Raw genomic sequence first — 17976 nt, 5'->3', positions numbered from 1 at the left:
GGGCTCGTATAAACGAGCTACCTTATGCAATCCCCTTTCCTACGCCCGTATTACTGGAGCTTTCATGAACACCGCCGCATTGCGCGAGCAGATTTCCCGTGCCCATCAACACGAAGCATCCACCGGCCTGTTGGCTAAACAACTGGACGCACAGTTACCGCACCTGCACTCGGCCATTTCCCTGGCCGAGGGTGATCGTAACGCGGTGATGACACGTTTCGTCAGCGCCTACATCGCCCAGGTCCCAGACCTGCTGGATGCCGCCAACGACGTGGCCCGGGAAGCCGGAATTGAAAGCCAGATCAAGCCGGTGCTGAAAATTGCCGAGCACTTCTTTCTGCAGCCACCCGCGATCCTGGCCGCCCATGAAGGCCTGAACGGCCTACTGGACGAGGCCTACCTGGCCCATCGGCTGGTGGAAGAAGTCAACGATCTGTATATCAAGCATTTCGGCCAGCCCTTGATTCCGGCGGACACCACCGTTGCCAATGTGATTGCCCACCAGTTGATCGGCGAAGATTTCGCCAATCAGCTGGACGAAGCCGTGCACCTGGCGGTGGATGAAATGCTCAATGAAGAGAGCTTCGCCCTGGAGTCCGTCGAGGCCTATCGCGAGCAGCTCAAGAGCCCGGCAACGGAAGCCGCGTGGAAACGCTGGCCGTGCCTGTCGCGCCAGTTGGGTGTGGAGTTGGAGCTGGATCAGCCGGCCTGAGTTTTCCTGCCAGGTATAGAACAAATGTGGGAGCGGGCAAGTCGAATCGTCGCACCGCCGCGCCCACATTTTTTTATCCGGTTTCGTCAGCCCACTGACGGGGCCGAACCAATCCGCGTCGTGGTACGTATCCGCCCTTCCAATCGACGCTTCAACCCCCGCGCCTCGATCACCAACTTCGAACCCTTCGCCGCATTGGCCCGCCCCCATTCCTCCAGCAACTCCAGACACGAATGGTCCACGTAGCTCAGGTTATTGAGCGGCACATGCACGGTGGTCCCCGCCGGCACGGTCGCCAGCACCTGGGTCAATGCAGGCACCTTGAGAAAGGTCGCCGCCCCCACCAGTCGCAACTCCATTTCACCGTCCTCGGGCAGGTCGACCAGGCTGACTTTCAAGCGTGATGCCTTCCACGCCAGTTTCACCAGGGTCAGGCCGAAGCCCACCAGCACGCCCGTCAGCAAGTCGGTAAAGATGATCGCCAGGGCCGTGGCCGCGTAGGTGAACATCGGCATCCGGCCATAGCGCCCCAGGCCACGGAACGCCTTGAGGTCCACCAGCTTGATCCCGGTGTACACCAGCACACCCGCCAGGCTCGCCACCGGAATGCTCTGCAGCACGCTCGACAGCAGCAACACAAAGGCCAGCAGCCAGAGACCGTGGAACATCGCCGACAAACGCGTGGTCGCCCCCGCCTGGACGTTGGCCGAGCTGCGCACAATCACACCAGTCATGGGCAATGCGCCCACCAGACCGCACAGCATGTTGCCTACACCCTGGGCGGATAACTCCTTATCGAAGTCCGAGCGTTGGCCGTTATGCATGCGGTCCACTGCTGCCGCCGAGAGCAGAGTTTCGGCACTGGCAATAAAGGCCACCGCGAAGGCCGCGATCAACAGGTTGGGGTCGGCCAGGTTCAACAGGTCGCTGGGGCGCAGCCAATCAATTGCGTCGGCAAGGTTTTCTGGCACCTCAACGCGCTTGACCTGCAAGGCCAGCGCCAGGCTGGTCGCGGTCGCCAGGCCCACGCCGAGCAATGCCCCCGGCACAAAACGCAGTTTTTGCGGGCGAAACCGGTCCCACAACCACATCACCAGCATGGTCGCCAGGCCCAGCAGACCGGCTTGCCAACCGAGCCCGCCACCCAGGCTGGGAATGGCCTGGGCCACTGCGGCGGGAAAGCCGGCGAGGTTATCCAGCCCGGAGGGTTTGGGCGCCCCATCGAGCATCACATGGACCTGCGACAGGACAATCAACACTCCGATCCCCGCCAGCATGCCGTAGACCACCGCCGGCGCCGTCACCCGGAACCAGCAGCCCAGGCGCAGGCGCCCGGCCACCAGTTGCAGGAAGCCGGCCAACAACAGGATCGGCCCGAGCATCAGCATGCCGTGCTGGCGCACCAGTTCGAACACCAACACCGCCAAGCCGGCCGCCGGCCCGCTGACTTGCAGGGGCGAACCGGCCAGCCAGCCCACCACCAGGCCACCAATGATCCCGGTAAGCAGGCCCTTGGCCGGGGGCATGCCCGAGGCAATGGCGATCCCCATACACAAGGGCAAGGCCACCAGAAACACCACCACCGAAGCCAACAGCTCCCGTGGCAGCACTGTTTTTAATTGAGCTGCACGCATGATGACTCTCCCGAGGCATTCGCCGGGCGTGGCAAGGCCTGGCTGCATCCATGGCAGCCATCGCATTACCCGGCAGGGGATTGTTTTAGAAGCGCGCTTTGGGCGTCGCCGAAGGGATCGGTCCGGAACCGCTCAACGGCCGGAATGTGGCCTGATCCGCGTCGTAGGCTTTGATTTCACTGGTCTCGATGTTGTAGATCCAGCCATGGATAAACAAATGACCGTTGGCCATGCGCGATGCCACGGAGGGGTGGGTGCGCAAGTGTTGCAACTGGGCGATGACGTTTTCTTCGGTCAGCACCTGCATGCTTTCGCCTTCGTTGGCGCAATCACAGTTGTCCTGGACCATGGTCTTGGCGACTTCGGCGTGGCGCAGCCAGGCTTTGACCGTGGGCATTTTTTCCAGGCTCTGGGGGTTGAGCACTGCCCGCATGGCGCCACAATCGGAGTGGCCGCAGACAATAATGTGCTGCACGCCCAGCGCCAGCACCGCGTACTCGATGGCCGTGGACACACCGCCGTTCATCTGCCCATAAGGCGGCACGACGTTACCTACGTTACGGGTCACGAACAGATCGCCCGGGGAGCTCTGGGTGATCAGTTCCGGAACAATGCGCGAGTCGGCACAGGTGATAAACATCGCCCGTGGGCTCTGGGCCGTGGCGAGCTTCTTGAAGAGCTCTTCCTGCTGGGGGAAGACCTCATTATGGAAATGCAAAAAACCATCAACAATGTGCTGCAGCGCTGCATCGGCGGACTCCGCCTCGTGAGGGGCTGAAGCCGACGCAGCCAACGGCTGTTTATCCTTGTCACTCATGATTCATCCTCGTGGTTGGGGCAGGAGAGTCTTGTAGTTGAGGTCGACGCGCGATCACCGGGAAACAACACATGGAAACCACCCAGCCAGTGCCGCCGACCCACCAGTCACTTGATGAACAAGGTACCTGCCGAAACTTAACTCAAACTGAATCAACCGCTCTATCTCGCGGGTTTCAGTGATGTCAAAACGCGACCACCCTGGCCGGGCAACACGCGCTTTTGTATCAGTCTACAACAAAGCCAGCTGCCTGCCGGGCGGACAGAATGCACTGCAATCAAGATTAAACCCTTCCCGACGATTGAGCCCCAAGCGCTTGATCGCCTTGGCAAATCGTTGCGCCAGCAAATCGGCAAACGGCCCCTCACCGCGCATGCGCACGCCGAAGCGGCTGTCATAGACTTCCCCGCCACGTACCTGGCGGACCAGGCTCATCACATGGGCCGCTCGCTGCGGATAATGGGCCGCCAGCCATTCCTCGAACAGCGGCGCTACTTCAAGGGGCAGGCGCAGCATCATATAGGCCGCGCTCTGCGCCCCGGCGGCATGGGCTTCGGCCAGCAGGCTTTCCAGTTCACTGTCGTTGATCATCGGAATCATTGGCGAACACAGCACACCCACCGGGATACCCGCCTCGCGCATTACCCGGATCGCCCGCAGCCGCGCCTTGGGCGCCGCCGCACGGGGCTCGAGGATGCGCTTGAGTTCATCGTCCAGGCTGGTGAGGCTGATCATCACCGCCACCAGCCGCTGGCGGGCCAGCTCCGTGAGCAGGTCAAGGTCACGCAGGATCAACGACCCCTTGGTCACGATAGTCACCGGGTGGCGATAGCGCAGCAGCACCTCCAGGGTTTGCCGGGTGATCTGGTATTCACGTTCGATCGGTTGATACGGGTCCGTATTGGAGCCCAAATTGATCGGCGCACACACATAGCCGGGCTTGGACAATTGTTGCTCCAGCACCTGGGCGGCGTTGCTCTTGGCGATCAGCTTCGTTTCAAAGTCCAGGCCCGGGGACATGTCCCAATAGGCATGGCTGGGCCGCGCATAACAATAGATACAACCGTGCTCACACCCCCTGTAAGGGTTGATGGAGCGGTCGAACGGCAGGTCCGGCGAGGTGTTGCGGGTGATGATGGTCTTCGCCGTCTCGATGCGCACTTCGGTGCCCTGGGTCGGCGGTACTTCCTGATACCAACCGTCGTCCTCGGCCACACTGACCGTGGGCGCAAAGCGATTGTGCAGGTTGGTGGCGGTGCCTCGCCCGCGCGGCGGCAGAGGAGTGGACATACAAGCGCCTCGATACTGTTTTTATATACAGTATCGAGGCGCAGCGTCTCTGACCAGTGCCGTTGGGCGGCAAAGGCTGAATCAGTGACTCGTCACTTGCCCCAGATCGTCGCCCGAGGTGGTGTGTTTATCGCTTTTGCGCAGGTCGGCCACGTCGCCAGCCTTCACCGGCGCGCCCTGGTTACCCCAGCTGCCACGGATAAAACTCACCACATCCGCCACTTCCTGATCCGACAGGCGCCAGGCAAAGGCCGGCATGGTGAAGGTGGAAGGCGCGGCGTGAGTGGCCGGCAGGGTTCCGCCATTCAACACAATGTTGATCAACGATGTGGCATCCGCCGTCTGCAACACCGGATTGCCCGCCAGCGCCGGGAACACCCGGGTATAGCCATGACCATCGGTACGATGGCAGGCCGCGCAGTTGTCGATGTACACCGCCGCGCCCGGCCGACTGTCATCGCCCTTCCACAGCGCCTCGGCCACCTGCTTGTCGTATTGGTGCGGCTGATCCTTGGGGTCGACTGCCGGCAGGCTCTTGAGGTAACGGGCGATAGCGGTCAGGTCGTCTTCAGACATGTACTGCATGCTGTGGACTACAACGTCGCTCATGCCGCCAAACACCGCACTGCGATCACTGCGGCCGGTCTTGAGAAACTGCACCAGTTGCTCTTCGCTCCAACTGCCCAGGCCATCCTTGTGGTCACCGCGCAGGCTTTTGGCGATCCAGCCTTCCAGCGGCGCACTGCCCGACAGGAACGCAGAACCTTCAGACGCGCTCAGGGCCTTTTCCTGCATGGTCAGAGCGCGCGGGGTGTGGCAGGCGCCACAGTGGCCGAGACCTTCCACCAGGTAGGCGCCACGGCTGATTATCGGGTCGGCATCGGCCGGGGCCTGGTAGTCCGCCACCTCGGGTGCGAACATCCAGCGCCATGCGGCCAGGGGCCAGCGCATGCTCAAGGGCCAGGGAATGTCGCTGTCCTGGTTCGGCTGGGCGACCGGCTCCACCCCTTTCATGAAGTACGCATACAGCGCCTGCATATCGGTTTCGCTGACGCGAGCGTAAGACGGGTAGGGCATCGCCGGGTAAAGGGTACTACCACTTATGGCGACGCCATGGCGCACGGCCTTGTCGAAGTCTTCAAAGCTGTAGTCCCCCAGGCCGGTTTTGTCCGGGGTGATGTTGGTGGAGTAGATCACGCCGATCGGGGTTTCCATCGGCAGGCCACCGGCAAACGGCTTGCCGCCCTTGGCGGTGTGGCAGGCCACGCAGTCACCGGCGCGGGCCAGGTATTCGCCTTGTTTGATCAGATCAGTTTCAGCCGCGCTCACCGAGCAACTGCTGAACAGGGCCAGGGTCGCGATAACAAATGCTTTCATGGTCGTCGCTCCTTATGCCTGAACCAGCGGGCCGGGGTTTTTCAGGTACTGCTCGCGAATCGCCCGGGCCGACCAATAGGTCAGCGCCGCCACCAGGCCCGTAGGGTTGTAGCCCAGGCCTTGTGGGAAAGCAGATGCACCTGGGACAAACACGTTGTGCACATCCCAGCACTGCAGGTAGCGGTTCAACGCGCTGGTCTTCGGGTCGGTCCCCATGATCGCGCCACCGTTGAGGTGGGTGGTCTGGTAGGACGCGGTGTTGAAGTGATCGCCGACCTTCTTGCCGAGCACGGCAATCGCCTTGGGGTTCATCGCTTCGGCGATCTTGCCCATTTTTTCGACCATGAAGCGGTTCATCTTGATGTCGTTTTCCTGCCAGTCGAAGGTCATGCGCAGCAGCGGCAGGCCGTAGGCATCACGGTAAACCGGATCCAGATCGAGGTAGTTGCCCCGGTAGGATTGATGGGCGCCGTGGGCGTCCATCGACACCTGGTGGGTGTAGTAATCGGCGGTGGCGCGCTTCCACGCACTGCCCCAGGCCGGCGTGCCCGGCGGGTTGGAGGTGCCGGCAATCGGCCGGCTGCCCGCCTGGTTGACCCACATCGGCGAGCCGCCGACGAAGCCATGGGGACCATGGTCGAAGTTATCGGCGTTGAAATCGTCCACCGCCACGCCATTGCCGCCAGCGCCGATGAAGTTGTTGGTATGCACGTCTTTGTCGAAGTAGGCCTTGATGGTGGCCATGTTCTGGTAGGCGAAGTTCTTGCCCACCACCCCTTCGCCCGTGATCGGGTCGTAGGGCTTGCCGATGCCCGAGAGCAGCATCAGGCGCACGTTATGGAACTGGAAGGCGCCAAGAATCACCAGGTCCGCCGGTTGCTCGATCTCCCGGCCCTGGGCGTCGATATAGGTCACGCCAGTGGCTTTACGCTTGGTGCTGTCGAGATTGACCTTGAGCACGTGGGAATTTGGCCGCAGCTCAAAGTTCGGCACCTGGCGCAGGGCCGGCAGGATGTTCACGTTGGGCGATGCCTTGGAGTACATGTAGCAGACATACCCGCTGCAAAAACCACAGAAGTTGCACGGCCCCATCTGCGCGCCATAGGGGTTGGTGTAGGGCCCCGAGGTATTGGCCGAAGGTAGGTTATAGGGCTTATAGCCCACATCGGCGGCAGCTTTCTGGAACAGCTGCGCCGAGTAGGTGTTTTTCTGCGACTCTAGTGGGAAATGGCTGGAGCGATCCGGCGCATAAGGGTTGCCGCCCTTGCCTTCACCCACCAGTTGGCCTTTGACGGTCCAGGCCTGGCCGGAGGTGCCGAAGACTTTTTCGGCGTAGTCAAAGAACGGCTCCAGCTCTTCGTAGCTGACGCCGAAGTCCTGGATGGTCATGTCCTTGGGAATGAAATTTTTGCCGTAGCGCTCTTCGTAGTGGCTGCGCATGCGCAATTCGATGGGGTCCACCCGGAAATGCACACCCGACCAGTGCAGGCCCGCGCCGCCTACGCCGTTACCCGGCAGGAAGGCGCCCAACTGACGGTTGGGCAGGGCAATGTCATTCACGCTATGGCGAATGGTCACGGTTTCCTTGGAGATGTCCTGGAACAGCTTTTTGCGCACGCTGTAGGTCAGTTCGTCGATCACCTGTGGGTAATTACCGTCCGGGTAGGTGTCCTGCATCGGGCCGCGCTCCAGCGCTACCACGTGCAAGCCGGCTTCGGTCAGTTCCTTGGCCATGATCGCGCCTGTCCAGCCGAAGCCGACGATAACCGCATCCACTTTCTTCATGATGGTCGCCACGTTTATGCCCTCTCGCCGCGGATGGAAACAGCCGGGAAGGGGTATTGCTCGTTGCGTTCAACCCAATCCATGAAATCGGCGCGGGCGCCGGGGAAGCCGATCATGGTCCAGCCGACCATGCCTTTGTTGCCGCCGTGGATCGGGTCGCAGAAGAACCCTTCCTTGGTGTTTTGCAGCAACAAATTGAAGAAAATCTTCGGCGGGACCGCCGCGAAATGCTCGCCGGTTTCGGCACCGCCCGCCTCCAGGCGACGCAGCAAATCATCCTGGGTAGCGCTGTCTTGCCCAGCAAATGTTTTACCGTTGAACGCTTTCGACCAGGAATCCGTGGCGGCAATACCCAGGCGATAGATCTCCTTGGGCACCAGTTTGCTCTGCCAGCCCATCTCGGGCGGGGCGTCGGCATTGAACGGGCCTTGCATAAACCACAGGGCGCCACTGGCGTAGGGGGTGTTCATCTGCCGGTCGATATATTCCGGCGCGCCGGCTTCCAAAGCGCCTGGGCCTTGGGCATCAGCAGGGATCAAACGCGCGACGGCGGCGTTGATAAAGGCCCACTCCTCAGCGGTGAAGTAGCTCGGCTCGTAGGCCTTTTCGCTGGCGGGCGCGCTGGCCGGGCTGGCCTGGGCAGGTTCGGGCGTGGCCATCAGCATCGAGCCGCCAAGGCCAGTGCTGGCAACCGTGACCACCGGGATCAAGGTCAAGGATTTGCGCAAAAAGTCACGCCGGGGGTTGTCTCGATCTTGATCAGACATGGTGGCACCTCATCATGTGGTCACGGGTTTGAGCAGTCGCTTCATGGAGCGGCTTGTCGTTTTGGATGTAATCAATGGTTACAAATGATAGCAGGCTAAGGAATGAGAGAACCGTTTCAGCCAGGAAAATCGAGAAATGCGCGCAAAAAAATGTGGGAACAGGCTCATGTAGGAGCTGGCTTGCCTGCGATGCAGACGCCTCGGTGTATCAGTGACACCGAGGTGATGCTATCGCAGGCAAGCCAGCGCCTACACAAGCCTGTTCCCACAGGTTGGACGGAGTAAGGCCCGTCAGTCTTTTTTCAGCTTCGGATTAGGGAAGAACTGCACCGCCTGCACCTTGGGGTCCGCCGGCGCTTTCAACGCCGAGGTATTGACCCGCGTGCCCAATTCCTTGGGCACCGACAAACCCTGGTCGTTGAGCGTGTCGGTATAGCCGCAGGCCACGCATTCGCGATGGGGCACATTGTCTTCGGTCCACATCTTCAACTTGTCCGGCTCGCTGCACGCCGGGCACACGGCCCCGGCGATAAATTGCTTTTTGGTGATCACAGGCCCGTCACTCATGCTGCTGCGTCCTCACTCAGGCCGCTGTGGCGCAAGAGTGCGTCAATCGACGGTGCGCGTCCGCGGAAGTCGACGAACAGCACCATCGGCGCCTGGGAACCGCCACGGGCCAGGATCGCCTCGCGGAACGCCCGGCCAGTCTCGGCATTGAGCACGCCGTCTTCTTCGAACTTGGAGAAGGCATCCGCCGACAACACCTCGGCCCACTTGTAGCTGTAGTACCCCGCCGCGTAACCGCCGGCGAAGATATGCGCGAAGCTGTTGGGGAAGCGGTTGTAGGCCGGAGGACGCATCACCGACACCTCGTCGCGCACGCCTTCGAGCACCTGCGCCACGCTGCGGCCATCGCCGTGGGTAGCGTGCAGCTCAAAGTCGAACAGCGAGAATTCCAGTTGGCGCACCATCATCAGGCCGGACTGGAAGTTCTTCGCCGCGAGCATTTTTTGCAGCAGGTCCTGGGGCAATGCTTCGCCACTTTCATAGTGACCGGAAATCAGCGCCAGGCCTTCCGGCTCCCAGCACCAGTTCTCCATGAACTGGCTCGGCAACTCCACCGCATCCCAGGCCACGCCATTGATGCCGGACACGCCCGCGTGTTCAACGCGGGTCAACAGGTGGTGCAGGCCGTGACCGAATTCGTGGAACAGGGTGGTGACTTCATCGTGGGTCAGCAGGGCAGGCTTGCCGCTGTCGGCCGGGGTGAAGTTGCACACCAGGTTGGCCACCGGGCTTTGCAGCACACCCTCGGCGGTACGCCGACGATCACGGGCGCCGTCCATCCAGGCACCGCCACGCTTGTTGGCGCGGGCATACAGGTCGAAGAAGAAGCGGCCGACGTGCTGGCCGTTTTCCTTGATTTCGAACAGGCGGACATCCGGGTGCCAGGTATCGAAGCCTTTCTGCTCGGCGATCTCGATGCCGTACAGGCGCTGGACGATGGCAAACAGCCCGCCCAGCACTTTGTCGATCGGGAAGTAGGCACGCAGGGCTTCCTGGGACACGCTGTAGCGCTGTTCACGCAGTTTTTCACCGTAGAAACCGCTGTCCCAGCTTTGCAGGTCGGCGCAGCCTTGTTCGGCAGCGTAGGCCTTGAGCTGCTGCAGGTCCTGGGTGGCAAATGGCTTGCTGCGCTTGGCCAGGTCACGTAGGAAACTCAGTACCTGGTCGCTGGATTCGGCCATTTTGGTGGCCAGGCTCAGTTCGGAGAAAGAGGCGAAGCCAAGCAGTTGGGCCAATTCCTGACGCAGGTCGAGGATCTGTTCCATCACCGGGCCGTTATCGTTCTGACCGGCATTCGGGCCCTGGTCCGACGCGCGGGTGCAGTAGGCCGCGTAGATTTCTTCACGCAGGGCGCGGTCGTGGGCGTAGGTCATCACCGCGTAGTAGCTGGGGAACTCCAGGCTGATCAGCCAGCCGTCGAGGCCTTTGGCCTGGGCCGCAGCAGCCATTTGCGCTTTGGCTGAGTCGGTCAGGCCGGCCAGGGTGGCTTCGTCGGTGACGTGCTTGGTCCAGGCCTGGGTGGCGTCGAGCAATTGATTGGAGAACTTGCTGCCCAGTTCGGAGAGTTTGCTCTGCACCTCGGCATAGCGCTTCTGCTGCTCAGGCGGCAGGTCGATACCCGACAGGCGGAAGTCGCGCAGCGCGTGCTCCAGAATGGTTTTTTGCGCCACGTCGAAACCGGCCGCTTCCGGGCTGTTGGCCAGGGCTTCGAAGGCCTGGAACAGCTCGCGGTTCTGGCCCATCTCGGTGGAATAGGCGCTCAATGCCGGCAGGCAGGCCTCATAGGCTTCGCGCAGTTCGGCGCTGTTGCACACGGCATTGAGGTGGCTGACCGGGCTCCAGGCCGCGCCCAGGCGGTCGTTGAGTTCATCCATGGCCAGGACCAGGCCAGCCCAGGTCGGATTTTTTCCCTGGCTTTGCAGGATGCCTTCGATGGCGACGCGGTTGTCGGCCAGGATCTGTTCGATGGCCGGTTGGACGTGCTCGGCACGGATCGCCGAGAACGGCGGCAGGTCGTAGGACTGCAAAAGAGGGTTGTTCGCGCTCACGGTTGGCACCTTGGCTGAAGAAACAGGTAAGACAAAGATGGGGCCATCTTAATTACAATCAACGTCCACCGCAGCTATCAACCAAACAGAGAGAGGCTATCGTGACCCTTCGCACCTATCAGAATCACACGCCAACCCTCGGCGCCGGGGCTTTCGTCGATGCTTCGGCGGTGGTGATCGGCGATGTCGAAATCGGCGCCGACAGCTCGGTCTGGCCGCTGACGGTGATTCGCGGCGACATGCACCGTATCCGCATCGGCGCGCGCACCAGCGTGCAGGATGGCTGCGTGCTGCACATTACCCACGCCGGCCCGTTCAATCCTGACGGTTTCCCGTTGCTGATCGGTGACGACGTGACCATCGCCCACAAGGTCATGCTGCATGGCTGTACCGTCGGCAGTCGCATCCTGATCGGCATGGGCAGCATTGTGATGGACGGCGCGGTGGTTGAAGACGATGTGATCATCGGTGCCGGCAGCCTGGTGCCGCCGGGCAAGAAACTTGAAAGCGGTTTTTTGTATGTGGGCAGCCCGGTTAAACAAGTTCGCGCGCTTTCTGACAAGGAACGCGCCTTTTTCACCTATAGCGCCGCGAACTACGTGAAGCTCAAGGACCTGCACCTGGCAGAGGGATTCGACCAATGACCCTGGATTACCAGACGGTTCTATTTGACCTGGACGGCACCCTGACCGACCCACGGGAAGGCATCACCCGCTCGATCCAATACGCCTTGGCCAAGCTGGGCATTGATGAGCCGGACCTGACCAAGCTCGAACACTTTATCGGCCCGCCGTTGCTGCAGGCCTTTATGCAGTTCTACGATTTCGACGAGGCCCGGGCGTGGCAGGCGGTGAATTTCTATCGCGAACGCTTCAAGGTCACCGGGCTCTATGAAAACCGGGTGTTCGACGGGGTCATGCCATTGCTGGAAGCGTTGAATGGCCAGGGGCGCCAGCTGTATGTGGCCACCTCCAAGCCGTGGGAATTTGCCCGGGAGATCGCCCGGCATTTCGATTTCGCCAAGCACTTCAAGGTGATCTACGGCAGTGAGCTGGACGGCACGCGCACCAACAAGGTCGAACTGATCGCCCACTTGATGCACGAGGAAGGGCTGGACCCGGCCAGTACCTTGATGATCGGCGACCGTAAGCACGACCTGATCGGCGCACGTAGCAATGGCCTGGATGCAGCGGCGGTAGGGTATGGGTTTGGCAGTTTTGCAGAGTTGAGTGCTGAAGCGCCGCGCTGGCATTTTGAGACGCTGGACGAGATGCATCAGGCGTTTTTGCGGCGGGCTTGAGACCGCTATCGCGGGCAAGCCCGCTCCCACATTGGCGGTGTTCACACATCAACATGTGGCAGCTGGCTTGCCTGCGATGGGGCCCTAAAGGTCACGCCCCTCCAACTGCCGCAACGCCAATTTGCGCTGCTCCACCGGCAAGCGCCCCAACTGCTCCACGGCACCGTAGAACCTCAGCCAATCCCCACCCTCGCGGCGGAACAACGCCGCAAACGCCGGCACCCACTGGTCATACAGCCCAAACGGCAACAACCGCGCATTGTTCATCGGCTGATTGATCCAGGCGTCATAACGCTTGTCGCCGCCCCACTGGCTATCGCGCATCTGCCGATAATCACTGCGCAAGCGCTCGAACTCGGCGGCCTTGGCCTGGCGCATGGCATCGGCGGCCAACGGCTGCGCATACAGGCGCTCCAGGCGGCTGCGGGTGTCGAGGATCAACTGGATAAACTGGTCGCGCTGCTTCAAGGTCGATTCGCTCGCAGGCGCCAGGCCACGGGCCGCGCGCCATTGCCGGGTGCCTTCCTGCTCGACGAAGGTGGCAAACGACTCATTGAACTCGGTGTCGTCCTTCACATAAAAGCGCTGGTGCGCCAGCTCGTGAAAAATCACCGTGGCCAGGCGCTCTTCACCCCAACGCATCATCGAACTCATGATCGGGTCATCGAACCAGCCGAGGGTGGAATAGGCCTCGACCCCGCCAATCGACACATCCATGCCACGCAGTTGCAACAACGCCGCCTCGCCCCGCGCCGCACCCTGAGTGTAATAACCACGGTAGGCCACACATCCGGCAATCGGGAAGCAATGGTTCTGGGGTAACAAGGAAAATTCTGATGTAGCGAAGACATTCCAGACGACATACGGCCGGCCGATATCGGCATACAGGCGATAGCTCTGATTGTCAGGCAGGTGCAACTGTTGGCTGGCGAAGGTGCGCGCCTTCTGGGAGTGCGCCAAATGCTCACGCAACACTTGCGGGCGCGTCGGATCGGCAATCACTTCGGCCACCGGCTGCCGCGCCTGCAGTAACTGCCATTGGCCGCTGGCCAGCTGGCTGTAGTAGCTGACACTGGAGCAACCGCCGAGCCACAGGCACATCAGCCCCGCCAAGAAACGCCACACCATGTCAAACCGCTCCAGAGTCATTGGCCCGCCAGACTAACTGGCCGGCAGGGGTTATGCTCATACCATTCCTACGGTTGAGTGCCCACTATGCGTCAGCTCCTGCTTCCCTTGGCGGCGATTTTTCTCAGCGCCTGTACCTCCGCGCCAATCCCGTCCGCCGACCCGCAACAGGCCTGGGTCGATTTCGCCACGCCGACGCCGGGCGCCAAGCTGGTCATGGCGCAACGCCTGGACGGCAAGGCCCTGGACGATGGGCGCTACTTCCAGGTGCCAGCGGGCAGCCATGAGTTGATGGTGCGTTTTGATTTTGAAGTGTATGCCGGGGCGGGCCTGGGTGGCGGGCTGAACCAGCCCCAGGAGCGCACCTGTTTTATCACCCTGCAATATGACCAGTTCCAGGCCGGCCAACGCTACCGCCTGGAAGGGCGCTCGCTGGGCTTTACCCCGAACATCCGGCTGTATGACGCCCAGCGTCAGTTGCTGGCCGAGGAACGCAGCATCAACTGCATTCCCTGATCAGTCATCGTTGCGCTGGTAGATGATGCGCTTGGTGCCGTTTTCGCAGGAGCCGACGATCATGGCTTCGTCATGATTCTTGGCTTCTTCGGCGGTGATGATTTCCAGGGTGTAGGACGGGATTGCCTTGGCCTGTAGGCCGACTTCAATCTCTTTCCTGAGCTCTTCACAGTCTTTCGGCGCGGCCATTGCCGATGTGGCCAAAACACCGCAGATAATCGCCAAGGCAAAACGTTTCATGTGTGAAGCTCCCTAAATGCGCTGCGCACGGGTGTGCGCCAAAGGCTGCATGGGTATGAGACCACATTTGCGAAACGCGAGTTCTGATTTAACGCAGAACAAAATGTGGGGGCGAGCAAGCCCGCTCCCACATTGGACCTGCGCAGGGTCAGCTGACGAGGGTGCCATCCAGGGTGATGGTGGCATTCAGCACCTTGGACACTGGGCATCCTTCCTTGGCCTTCTTGCTCAGTTCATCGAACTGCGCCTGGCTCGCGCCGGGAATCTTGGCCTTGAGGATCAGGTGAACCGCTGTGATCGCAAAACCACCGTCCACCTGGTCCAGGGTCACTTCGGCCTGGGTGTCGATACTGTCGGCCTTGAGCCCGGCATCACCGAGAATCATGGAAAAGGCCATGGAGAAACAACCGGCATGGGCCGCGCCGATCAGTTCTTCAGGGTTAGTGCCCTTGCCGCCTTCGAAACGTGCCTTGAAGCCGTAGGGGGCTTCGCGCAGTACGCCGGTTTCGGTCGAGATAGAGCCCAGACCGGTTTTCAGGTCGCCTTCCCAGTGTGCGGAGGCTTTTTTCACGATACTCATAGCGATCTCCCAAGCAGTGGTTGTGCATCAGTAAGGTTCTGAGGATAGAACCTCTGGCAAAGTTCACCCCGTCGGAAAAACCAAGTGGATTAGTAGGAAATTTCATGCCCACTATTGAATCTCGGGTATATGCCCACATTGCATAGAACATGCACATGAAGCGGCAGGTTTTGGTTCGTCACAAGCCTGCGCCCCTATGGAGAAGCAGGCTTATGAAACCACTGTCCGATGTAAAGTTCTCGACCCTCGACCTGGTACCGGTGCGCGCCAATGGCAGCCCGGCGCAGTCGCTGCGCAATTCCCTGGACCTGGCCCAGCACGTGGAAAAGCTCGGCTACACCCGTTTCTGGGTAGCCGAGCACCACAATATGGATGGCATCGCCAGCTCCGCGACCTCGGTGCTGCTGGGCTACCTGGCCGGCGGCACCTCGACCATCCGGGTCGGCGCAGGCGGCGTGATGCTGCCCAACCATGCGCCACTGGTGATCGCTGAACAGTTCGGCACCCTGGAGAGCCTATACCCCGGCCGGATCGACCTGGGCCTGGGCCGCGCACCCGGCTCCGACCAGATGACCGCCCGCGCCTTGCGCCGCGAGCGCTCCGGCAGCGCCGATGACTTCCCGGAAGATGTGGCCGAGTTGATGGCCTACCTGGGCCCGCGTACCCCCGACCAACGGGTGATCGCCATGCCGGGCACCGGCACCAACGTCCCGATCTGGCTGCTCGGCTCCAGCCTGTTCAGCGCCCAACTGGCCGGCGAGCGCGGTTTGCCCTACGCCTTCGCCTCCCATTTCGCACCGCGCATGATGCATGAGGCGATTCGCGTCTATCGCAATCACTTCAAGCCTTCGGCGGTGCTCGACAAGCCTTATGTAATGCTCGGTGTGCCGCTGGTGGCCGCCGATACCGATGAACAGGCCGATTACCTGGCCACGTCGGTCTACCAACGGATCCTCGCGCTGATGCGTGGGCAAAGCCTGGTCCAGCGCCCGCCGGTCGACAGCATGGACGGCCTGTGGCTGCCCCATGAGAAAGACGCGGTAGGTAGTTTTCTAGGCCTGGCAATGGTGGGGAGCCCGGCGAAGATTCGCGCCAAGCTGGAGGTGTTGATCGAGCAGACCGGTGCCGATGAGCTGATCTTTACCTGCGACCTGTACGAGCATGCTGATCGGATTCATTCCTACGAGCTGCTGTCACAAGTGATGAAGGGCTAAACCCCTGTGGGCGTTGTCGAGCCTTGGCGAGGCTCGACAACGCCCACAGTTGGTTGCTACCACGGGATCACCCGCGGTTGTAGACGATTTCCTTGGTACCACCTTCGCAACTGCCGACCACTTCGCCGTTGGTTGCGCTGCCTTTATCGACAATTTCCAGGGTGTACCCGGAAGCGCCATTGGCCTGGATCTTGGCGTCGATTTCGCTTTTCAGCTCGCCACAAGGTTTGCCAGCCGCCAGGGCTGTACCTGCCAGGCTCAACAAACCTACCGCTAACAGAAACTTTTTCATCCGTTACTTTCCTTGCGCTGATCAAAAAATGTACGCCGACACGCAGGGTATCGGCGCCCAAAGGGTGTAGCGCAGGTTATGGCAATCGGCCAGCGTGCAAGTTCAACCGTGCCGATCAACTATTGGCAATACGGAAGCCCACCTTGAGGGTCACCTGGAAGTGCGCGGCCTTGCCGTCCTTGATGTGGCCACGGGTTTCGGTGACCTCAAACCACTCCAAGTGCTTGATGCTCTTGTTGGCCTCGGCCAGGGCATTGTTGATGGCGTCCTCGATGCTGGTTGGGGACGAGCCCACCAGTTCGACTTTTTTGTAGGTGTGATGATCAGTCATGAGTGCTCTCCTGGGTCGATGAATACAGCCTAGCAGTGATTCTTCGTACTGCTTCTGGCGACTCTTCTCACCTGAAAGTTCAGATTTACTGCACTTTCTGAAACCCCCGCAGTCGGAATCAACACACGTTACTCATTCACTCCAGGAGAGCCCACATGGCCAACACCTCTTTACGCAAAGCGTCATTGGAAAGCATGGAAGCCGAGATTTCGAGCCTGCTCAAATCCCTTGAGAGCCTCAAGGACGATGCATCCGACGAGTCGCGCAAAACCCTTAAGGCCCTGAAAAGCAATGCCGAGAATGCCCTCAAGCACTCCCGCCATCTGATCAGCGATGCCTACGAAGAAAGCAAAGTGAAAATCCGCGAAACCGGGGTTGCCACCCGTGACTATGCCCAGGAGCACCCTTGGACCACCGCCGGCGTTGCCGTTGGCGCACTGGGCCTGCTGGCGGCCTACCTGCTGTGCAAACGCGGTGACTAAACCGGTTGGCGCGCAAGCTCAGCCTTGAGCCATTGCGCCAACTGCCGGGCGCGCCCATCCGCGGCGCGCTTGGGTAGCCACAACGCCAGTTGCGCCGGGGTTTGACTAAAACCCCACGGCGCAACCAGGCGACCGGCACGCACGTCCTCCGCCACCAGCGGTTGCGGTGCGATCGCCACCCCCAGGCCCGCTACGGCCGCCTCCAGCAAATAATACAAATGCTCAAAACCCTGGCCGTACTTAAGCGCGCTGGCGTCGATGCCATGGTGCTGCGCCCAATTGGGCCAGGCTTGCGGGCGCGAGGTGGTGTGCAACAGGGCTTCACCCAGCAAGGCCTGGGCGGGCGCCTGGCGCAGGGCCTGGTAATGGGCAAAGTGCGGGCTCATCACCGGGCCGATCCGCTCGCTGACCAACTCGTACACCTGCATATCGGCCGGCCACGGCGGCTCGGCAAACACCAGCAAGGCATCCAAGCCCGGCCGCCTGGGGTCAAGATCACCTTCGCCCGCTGATAGATGCAGGCGCAAATCCGGCAAATCCGCATTCAAGCGCCCCAGCCGTGGAATAAACCAGCGCGCCAGCAAACTGCCAGAACAGCCGAGGACAAACGGCGCATCCGCGCTGCTCTGGGTCAGTTCCCCGCACACATCCCGCAGGCGCTCGAACGCCTCGAAGCTGGCATCGCGCAGCCGCACCCCGGAATCTGTGAGTTTAATGCCACGCCCATCCTTGACGAAAAGACTCACCCCAAGGTGTTCTTCCAACACTTTCAGTTGTCGGCTGACGGCACCGTGGGTCACATGCAATTGCTCGGCAGCCTGGCTGACGCTGTTAAGGCGGGCAGTGGCTTCGAACGCACGCAGGGCGTTAAGGGGTGGAAGGTCTCGGCTCATCTG

General features: G+C 61.1%; 20 protein-coding genes. 6 read left to right on the top strand and 14 right to left on the bottom strand.

Going from position 1 to position 17976, the window contains the following annotated elements:
• Positions 1–64: 64 nt before the first annotated feature.
• On the top strand, positions 65–712 hold the full coding sequence (locus HBO24_RS18380) for a hypothetical protein (RefSeq protein WP_057957897.1): 648 nt from the start codon (positions 65–67) through the stop codon (positions 710–712).
• Between the two features lie 86 nt (positions 713–798).
• Here the strand turns inward: HBO24_RS18380 and HBO24_RS18375 are convergent, their stop codons facing one another.
• From HBO24_RS18375 to prlC, 8 genes are all read right to left on the bottom strand, one after another.
• Positions 799–2346, bottom strand: coding sequence for a SulP family inorganic anion transporter (locus HBO24_RS18375; protein ID WP_115127089.1), 1548 nt, complete (start codon positions 2344–2346; stop codon positions 799–801).
• 85 nt (positions 2347–2431) lie between these two features.
• Complete coding sequence (locus tag HBO24_RS18370; protein WP_057957895.1) at positions 2432–3163, bottom strand: carbonic anhydrase; 732 nt, start codon at positions 3161–3163, stop codon at positions 2432–2434.
• A 231-nt stretch (positions 3164–3394) separates the two neighbouring features.
• Entirely contained in the window at positions 3395–4453 is a 1059-nt protein-coding gene (locus HBO24_RS18365) for a PA0069 family radical SAM protein (protein WP_057957894.1), read from the bottom strand.
• Between the two features lie 81 nt (positions 4454–4534).
• Positions 4535–5830, bottom strand: coding sequence for a cytochrome c (locus HBO24_RS18360; protein ID WP_169960463.1), 1296 nt, complete (start codon positions 5828–5830; stop codon positions 4535–4537).
• A gap of 12 nt (positions 5831–5842) precedes the next feature.
• Positions 5843–7627, bottom strand: coding sequence for a GMC family oxidoreductase (locus tag HBO24_RS18355; RefSeq protein WP_115127087.1), 1785 nt, complete (start codon positions 7625–7627; stop codon positions 5843–5845).
• A gap of 2 nt (positions 7628–7629) precedes the next feature.
• A complete protein-coding gene (locus tag HBO24_RS18350; RefSeq protein ID WP_057439262.1) occupies positions 7630–8382 on the bottom strand; it encodes a gluconate 2-dehydrogenase subunit 3 family protein in 753 nt (250 codons plus the stop codon).
• Positions 8383–8673: 291 nt separating this feature from the next.
• Complete coding sequence (locus HBO24_RS18345; protein ID WP_057439263.1) at positions 8674–8949, bottom strand: YheV family putative zinc ribbon protein; 276 nt, start codon at positions 8947–8949, stop codon at positions 8674–8676.
• Positions 8946–10997: an oligopeptidase A gene (gene prlC, locus HBO24_RS18340; RefSeq protein WP_057439264.1), complete on the bottom strand. Its 2052-nt coding sequence runs from the start codon at positions 10995–10997 to the stop codon at positions 8946–8948. Before prlC ends, HBO24_RS18345 begins: the two co-directional genes overlap by 4 nt.
• Positions 10998–11098: 101 nt before the next feature.
• Here prlC and HBO24_RS18335 point away from each other — a divergent pair, with 101 nt between their 5' ends.
• Complete coding sequence (locus HBO24_RS18335) at positions 11099–11641, top strand: gamma carbonic anhydrase family protein (RefSeq protein ID WP_057439265.1); 543 nt, start codon at positions 11099–11101, stop codon at positions 11639–11641.
• The gene (locus HBO24_RS18330; RefSeq protein ID WP_057957890.1) at positions 11638–12297 is read left to right on the top strand and encodes an HAD family hydrolase; all 660 of its coding nucleotides are present in this window, start codon (positions 11638–11640) and stop codon (positions 12295–12297) included. Before HBO24_RS18335 ends, HBO24_RS18330 begins: the two co-directional genes overlap by 4 nt.
• An 84-nt stretch (positions 12298–12381) precedes the next feature.
• Here HBO24_RS18330 and HBO24_RS18325 read toward each other — a convergent pair whose 3' ends face one another.
• Positions 12382–13425 (bottom strand): aminopeptidase, encoded by a 1044-nt coding sequence (locus HBO24_RS18325; protein WP_170060078.1) that lies wholly within the window; start codon positions 13423–13425, stop codon positions 12382–12384.
• A gap of 87 nt (positions 13426–13512) precedes the next feature.
• Between HBO24_RS18325 and HBO24_RS18320 the strand changes: the two genes are divergently transcribed.
• Positions 13513–13941, top strand: a complete 429-nt coding sequence (locus HBO24_RS18320) for a hypothetical protein (protein ID WP_169960460.1) — start codon at positions 13513–13515, stop codon at positions 13939–13941.
• Here HBO24_RS18320 and HBO24_RS18315 read toward each other — a convergent pair whose 3' ends face one another.
• Together HBO24_RS18315 and HBO24_RS18310 are read right to left on the bottom strand one after the other, a co-directional pair.
• Positions 13942–14181, bottom strand: a complete 240-nt coding sequence (locus HBO24_RS18315) for a DUF1161 domain-containing protein (protein ID WP_057439267.1) — start codon at positions 14179–14181, stop codon at positions 13942–13944.
• 148 nt (positions 14182–14329) lie between these two features.
• Entirely contained in the window at positions 14330–14761 is a 432-nt protein-coding gene (locus HBO24_RS18310) for an OsmC family protein (protein ID WP_010168580.1), read from the bottom strand.
• Positions 14762–14973: 212 nt separating this feature from the next.
• Here HBO24_RS18310 and HBO24_RS18305 point away from each other — a divergent pair, with 212 nt between their 5' ends.
• Positions 14974–15975 carry an LLM class flavin-dependent oxidoreductase gene (locus HBO24_RS18305; protein ID WP_170060077.1) on the top strand — a complete coding sequence of 334 codons (1002 nt, stop codon included), beginning with the start codon at positions 14974–14976 and terminating at the stop codon, positions 15973–15975.
• Between the two features lie 67 nt (positions 15976–16042).
• On the opposite strand, the gene HBO24_RS18300 is transcribed toward HBO24_RS18305, so the two are convergent.
• Positions 16043–16267 (bottom strand): DUF1161 domain-containing protein, encoded by a 225-nt coding sequence (locus HBO24_RS18300; RefSeq protein WP_057439269.1) that lies wholly within the window; start codon positions 16265–16267, stop codon positions 16043–16045.
• A 115-nt stretch (positions 16268–16382) separates the two neighbouring features.
• A complete protein-coding gene (locus tag HBO24_RS18295; RefSeq protein WP_057439270.1) occupies positions 16383–16598 on the bottom strand; it encodes a dodecin in 216 nt (71 codons plus the stop codon).
• A gap of 155 nt (positions 16599–16753) precedes the next feature.
• Here HBO24_RS18295 and HBO24_RS18290 point away from each other — a divergent pair, with 155 nt between their 5' ends.
• Entirely contained in the window at positions 16754–17080 is a 327-nt protein-coding gene (locus HBO24_RS18290) for a DUF883 family protein (RefSeq protein WP_003170746.1), read from the top strand.
• Here HBO24_RS18290 and HBO24_RS18285 read toward each other — a convergent pair.
• Positions 17077–17973 (bottom strand): LysR family transcriptional regulator, encoded by an 897-nt coding sequence (locus HBO24_RS18285; protein ID WP_170060076.1) that lies wholly within the window; start codon positions 17971–17973, stop codon positions 17077–17079. The genes HBO24_RS18290 and HBO24_RS18285 overlap by 4 nt on opposite strands.
• Positions 17974–17976: the final 3 nt, after the last annotated feature.

The organism is Pseudomonas sp. WS 5410 (assembly GCF_012985645.1).
Taxonomy (GTDB): domain Bacteria; phylum Pseudomonadota; class Gammaproteobacteria; order Pseudomonadales; family Pseudomonadaceae; genus Aquipseudomonas; species Aquipseudomonas shahriarae.
Note: the sequence above shows the minus strand (reverse complement) of the source record. Positions and strands in the feature narration are given on the sequence as shown.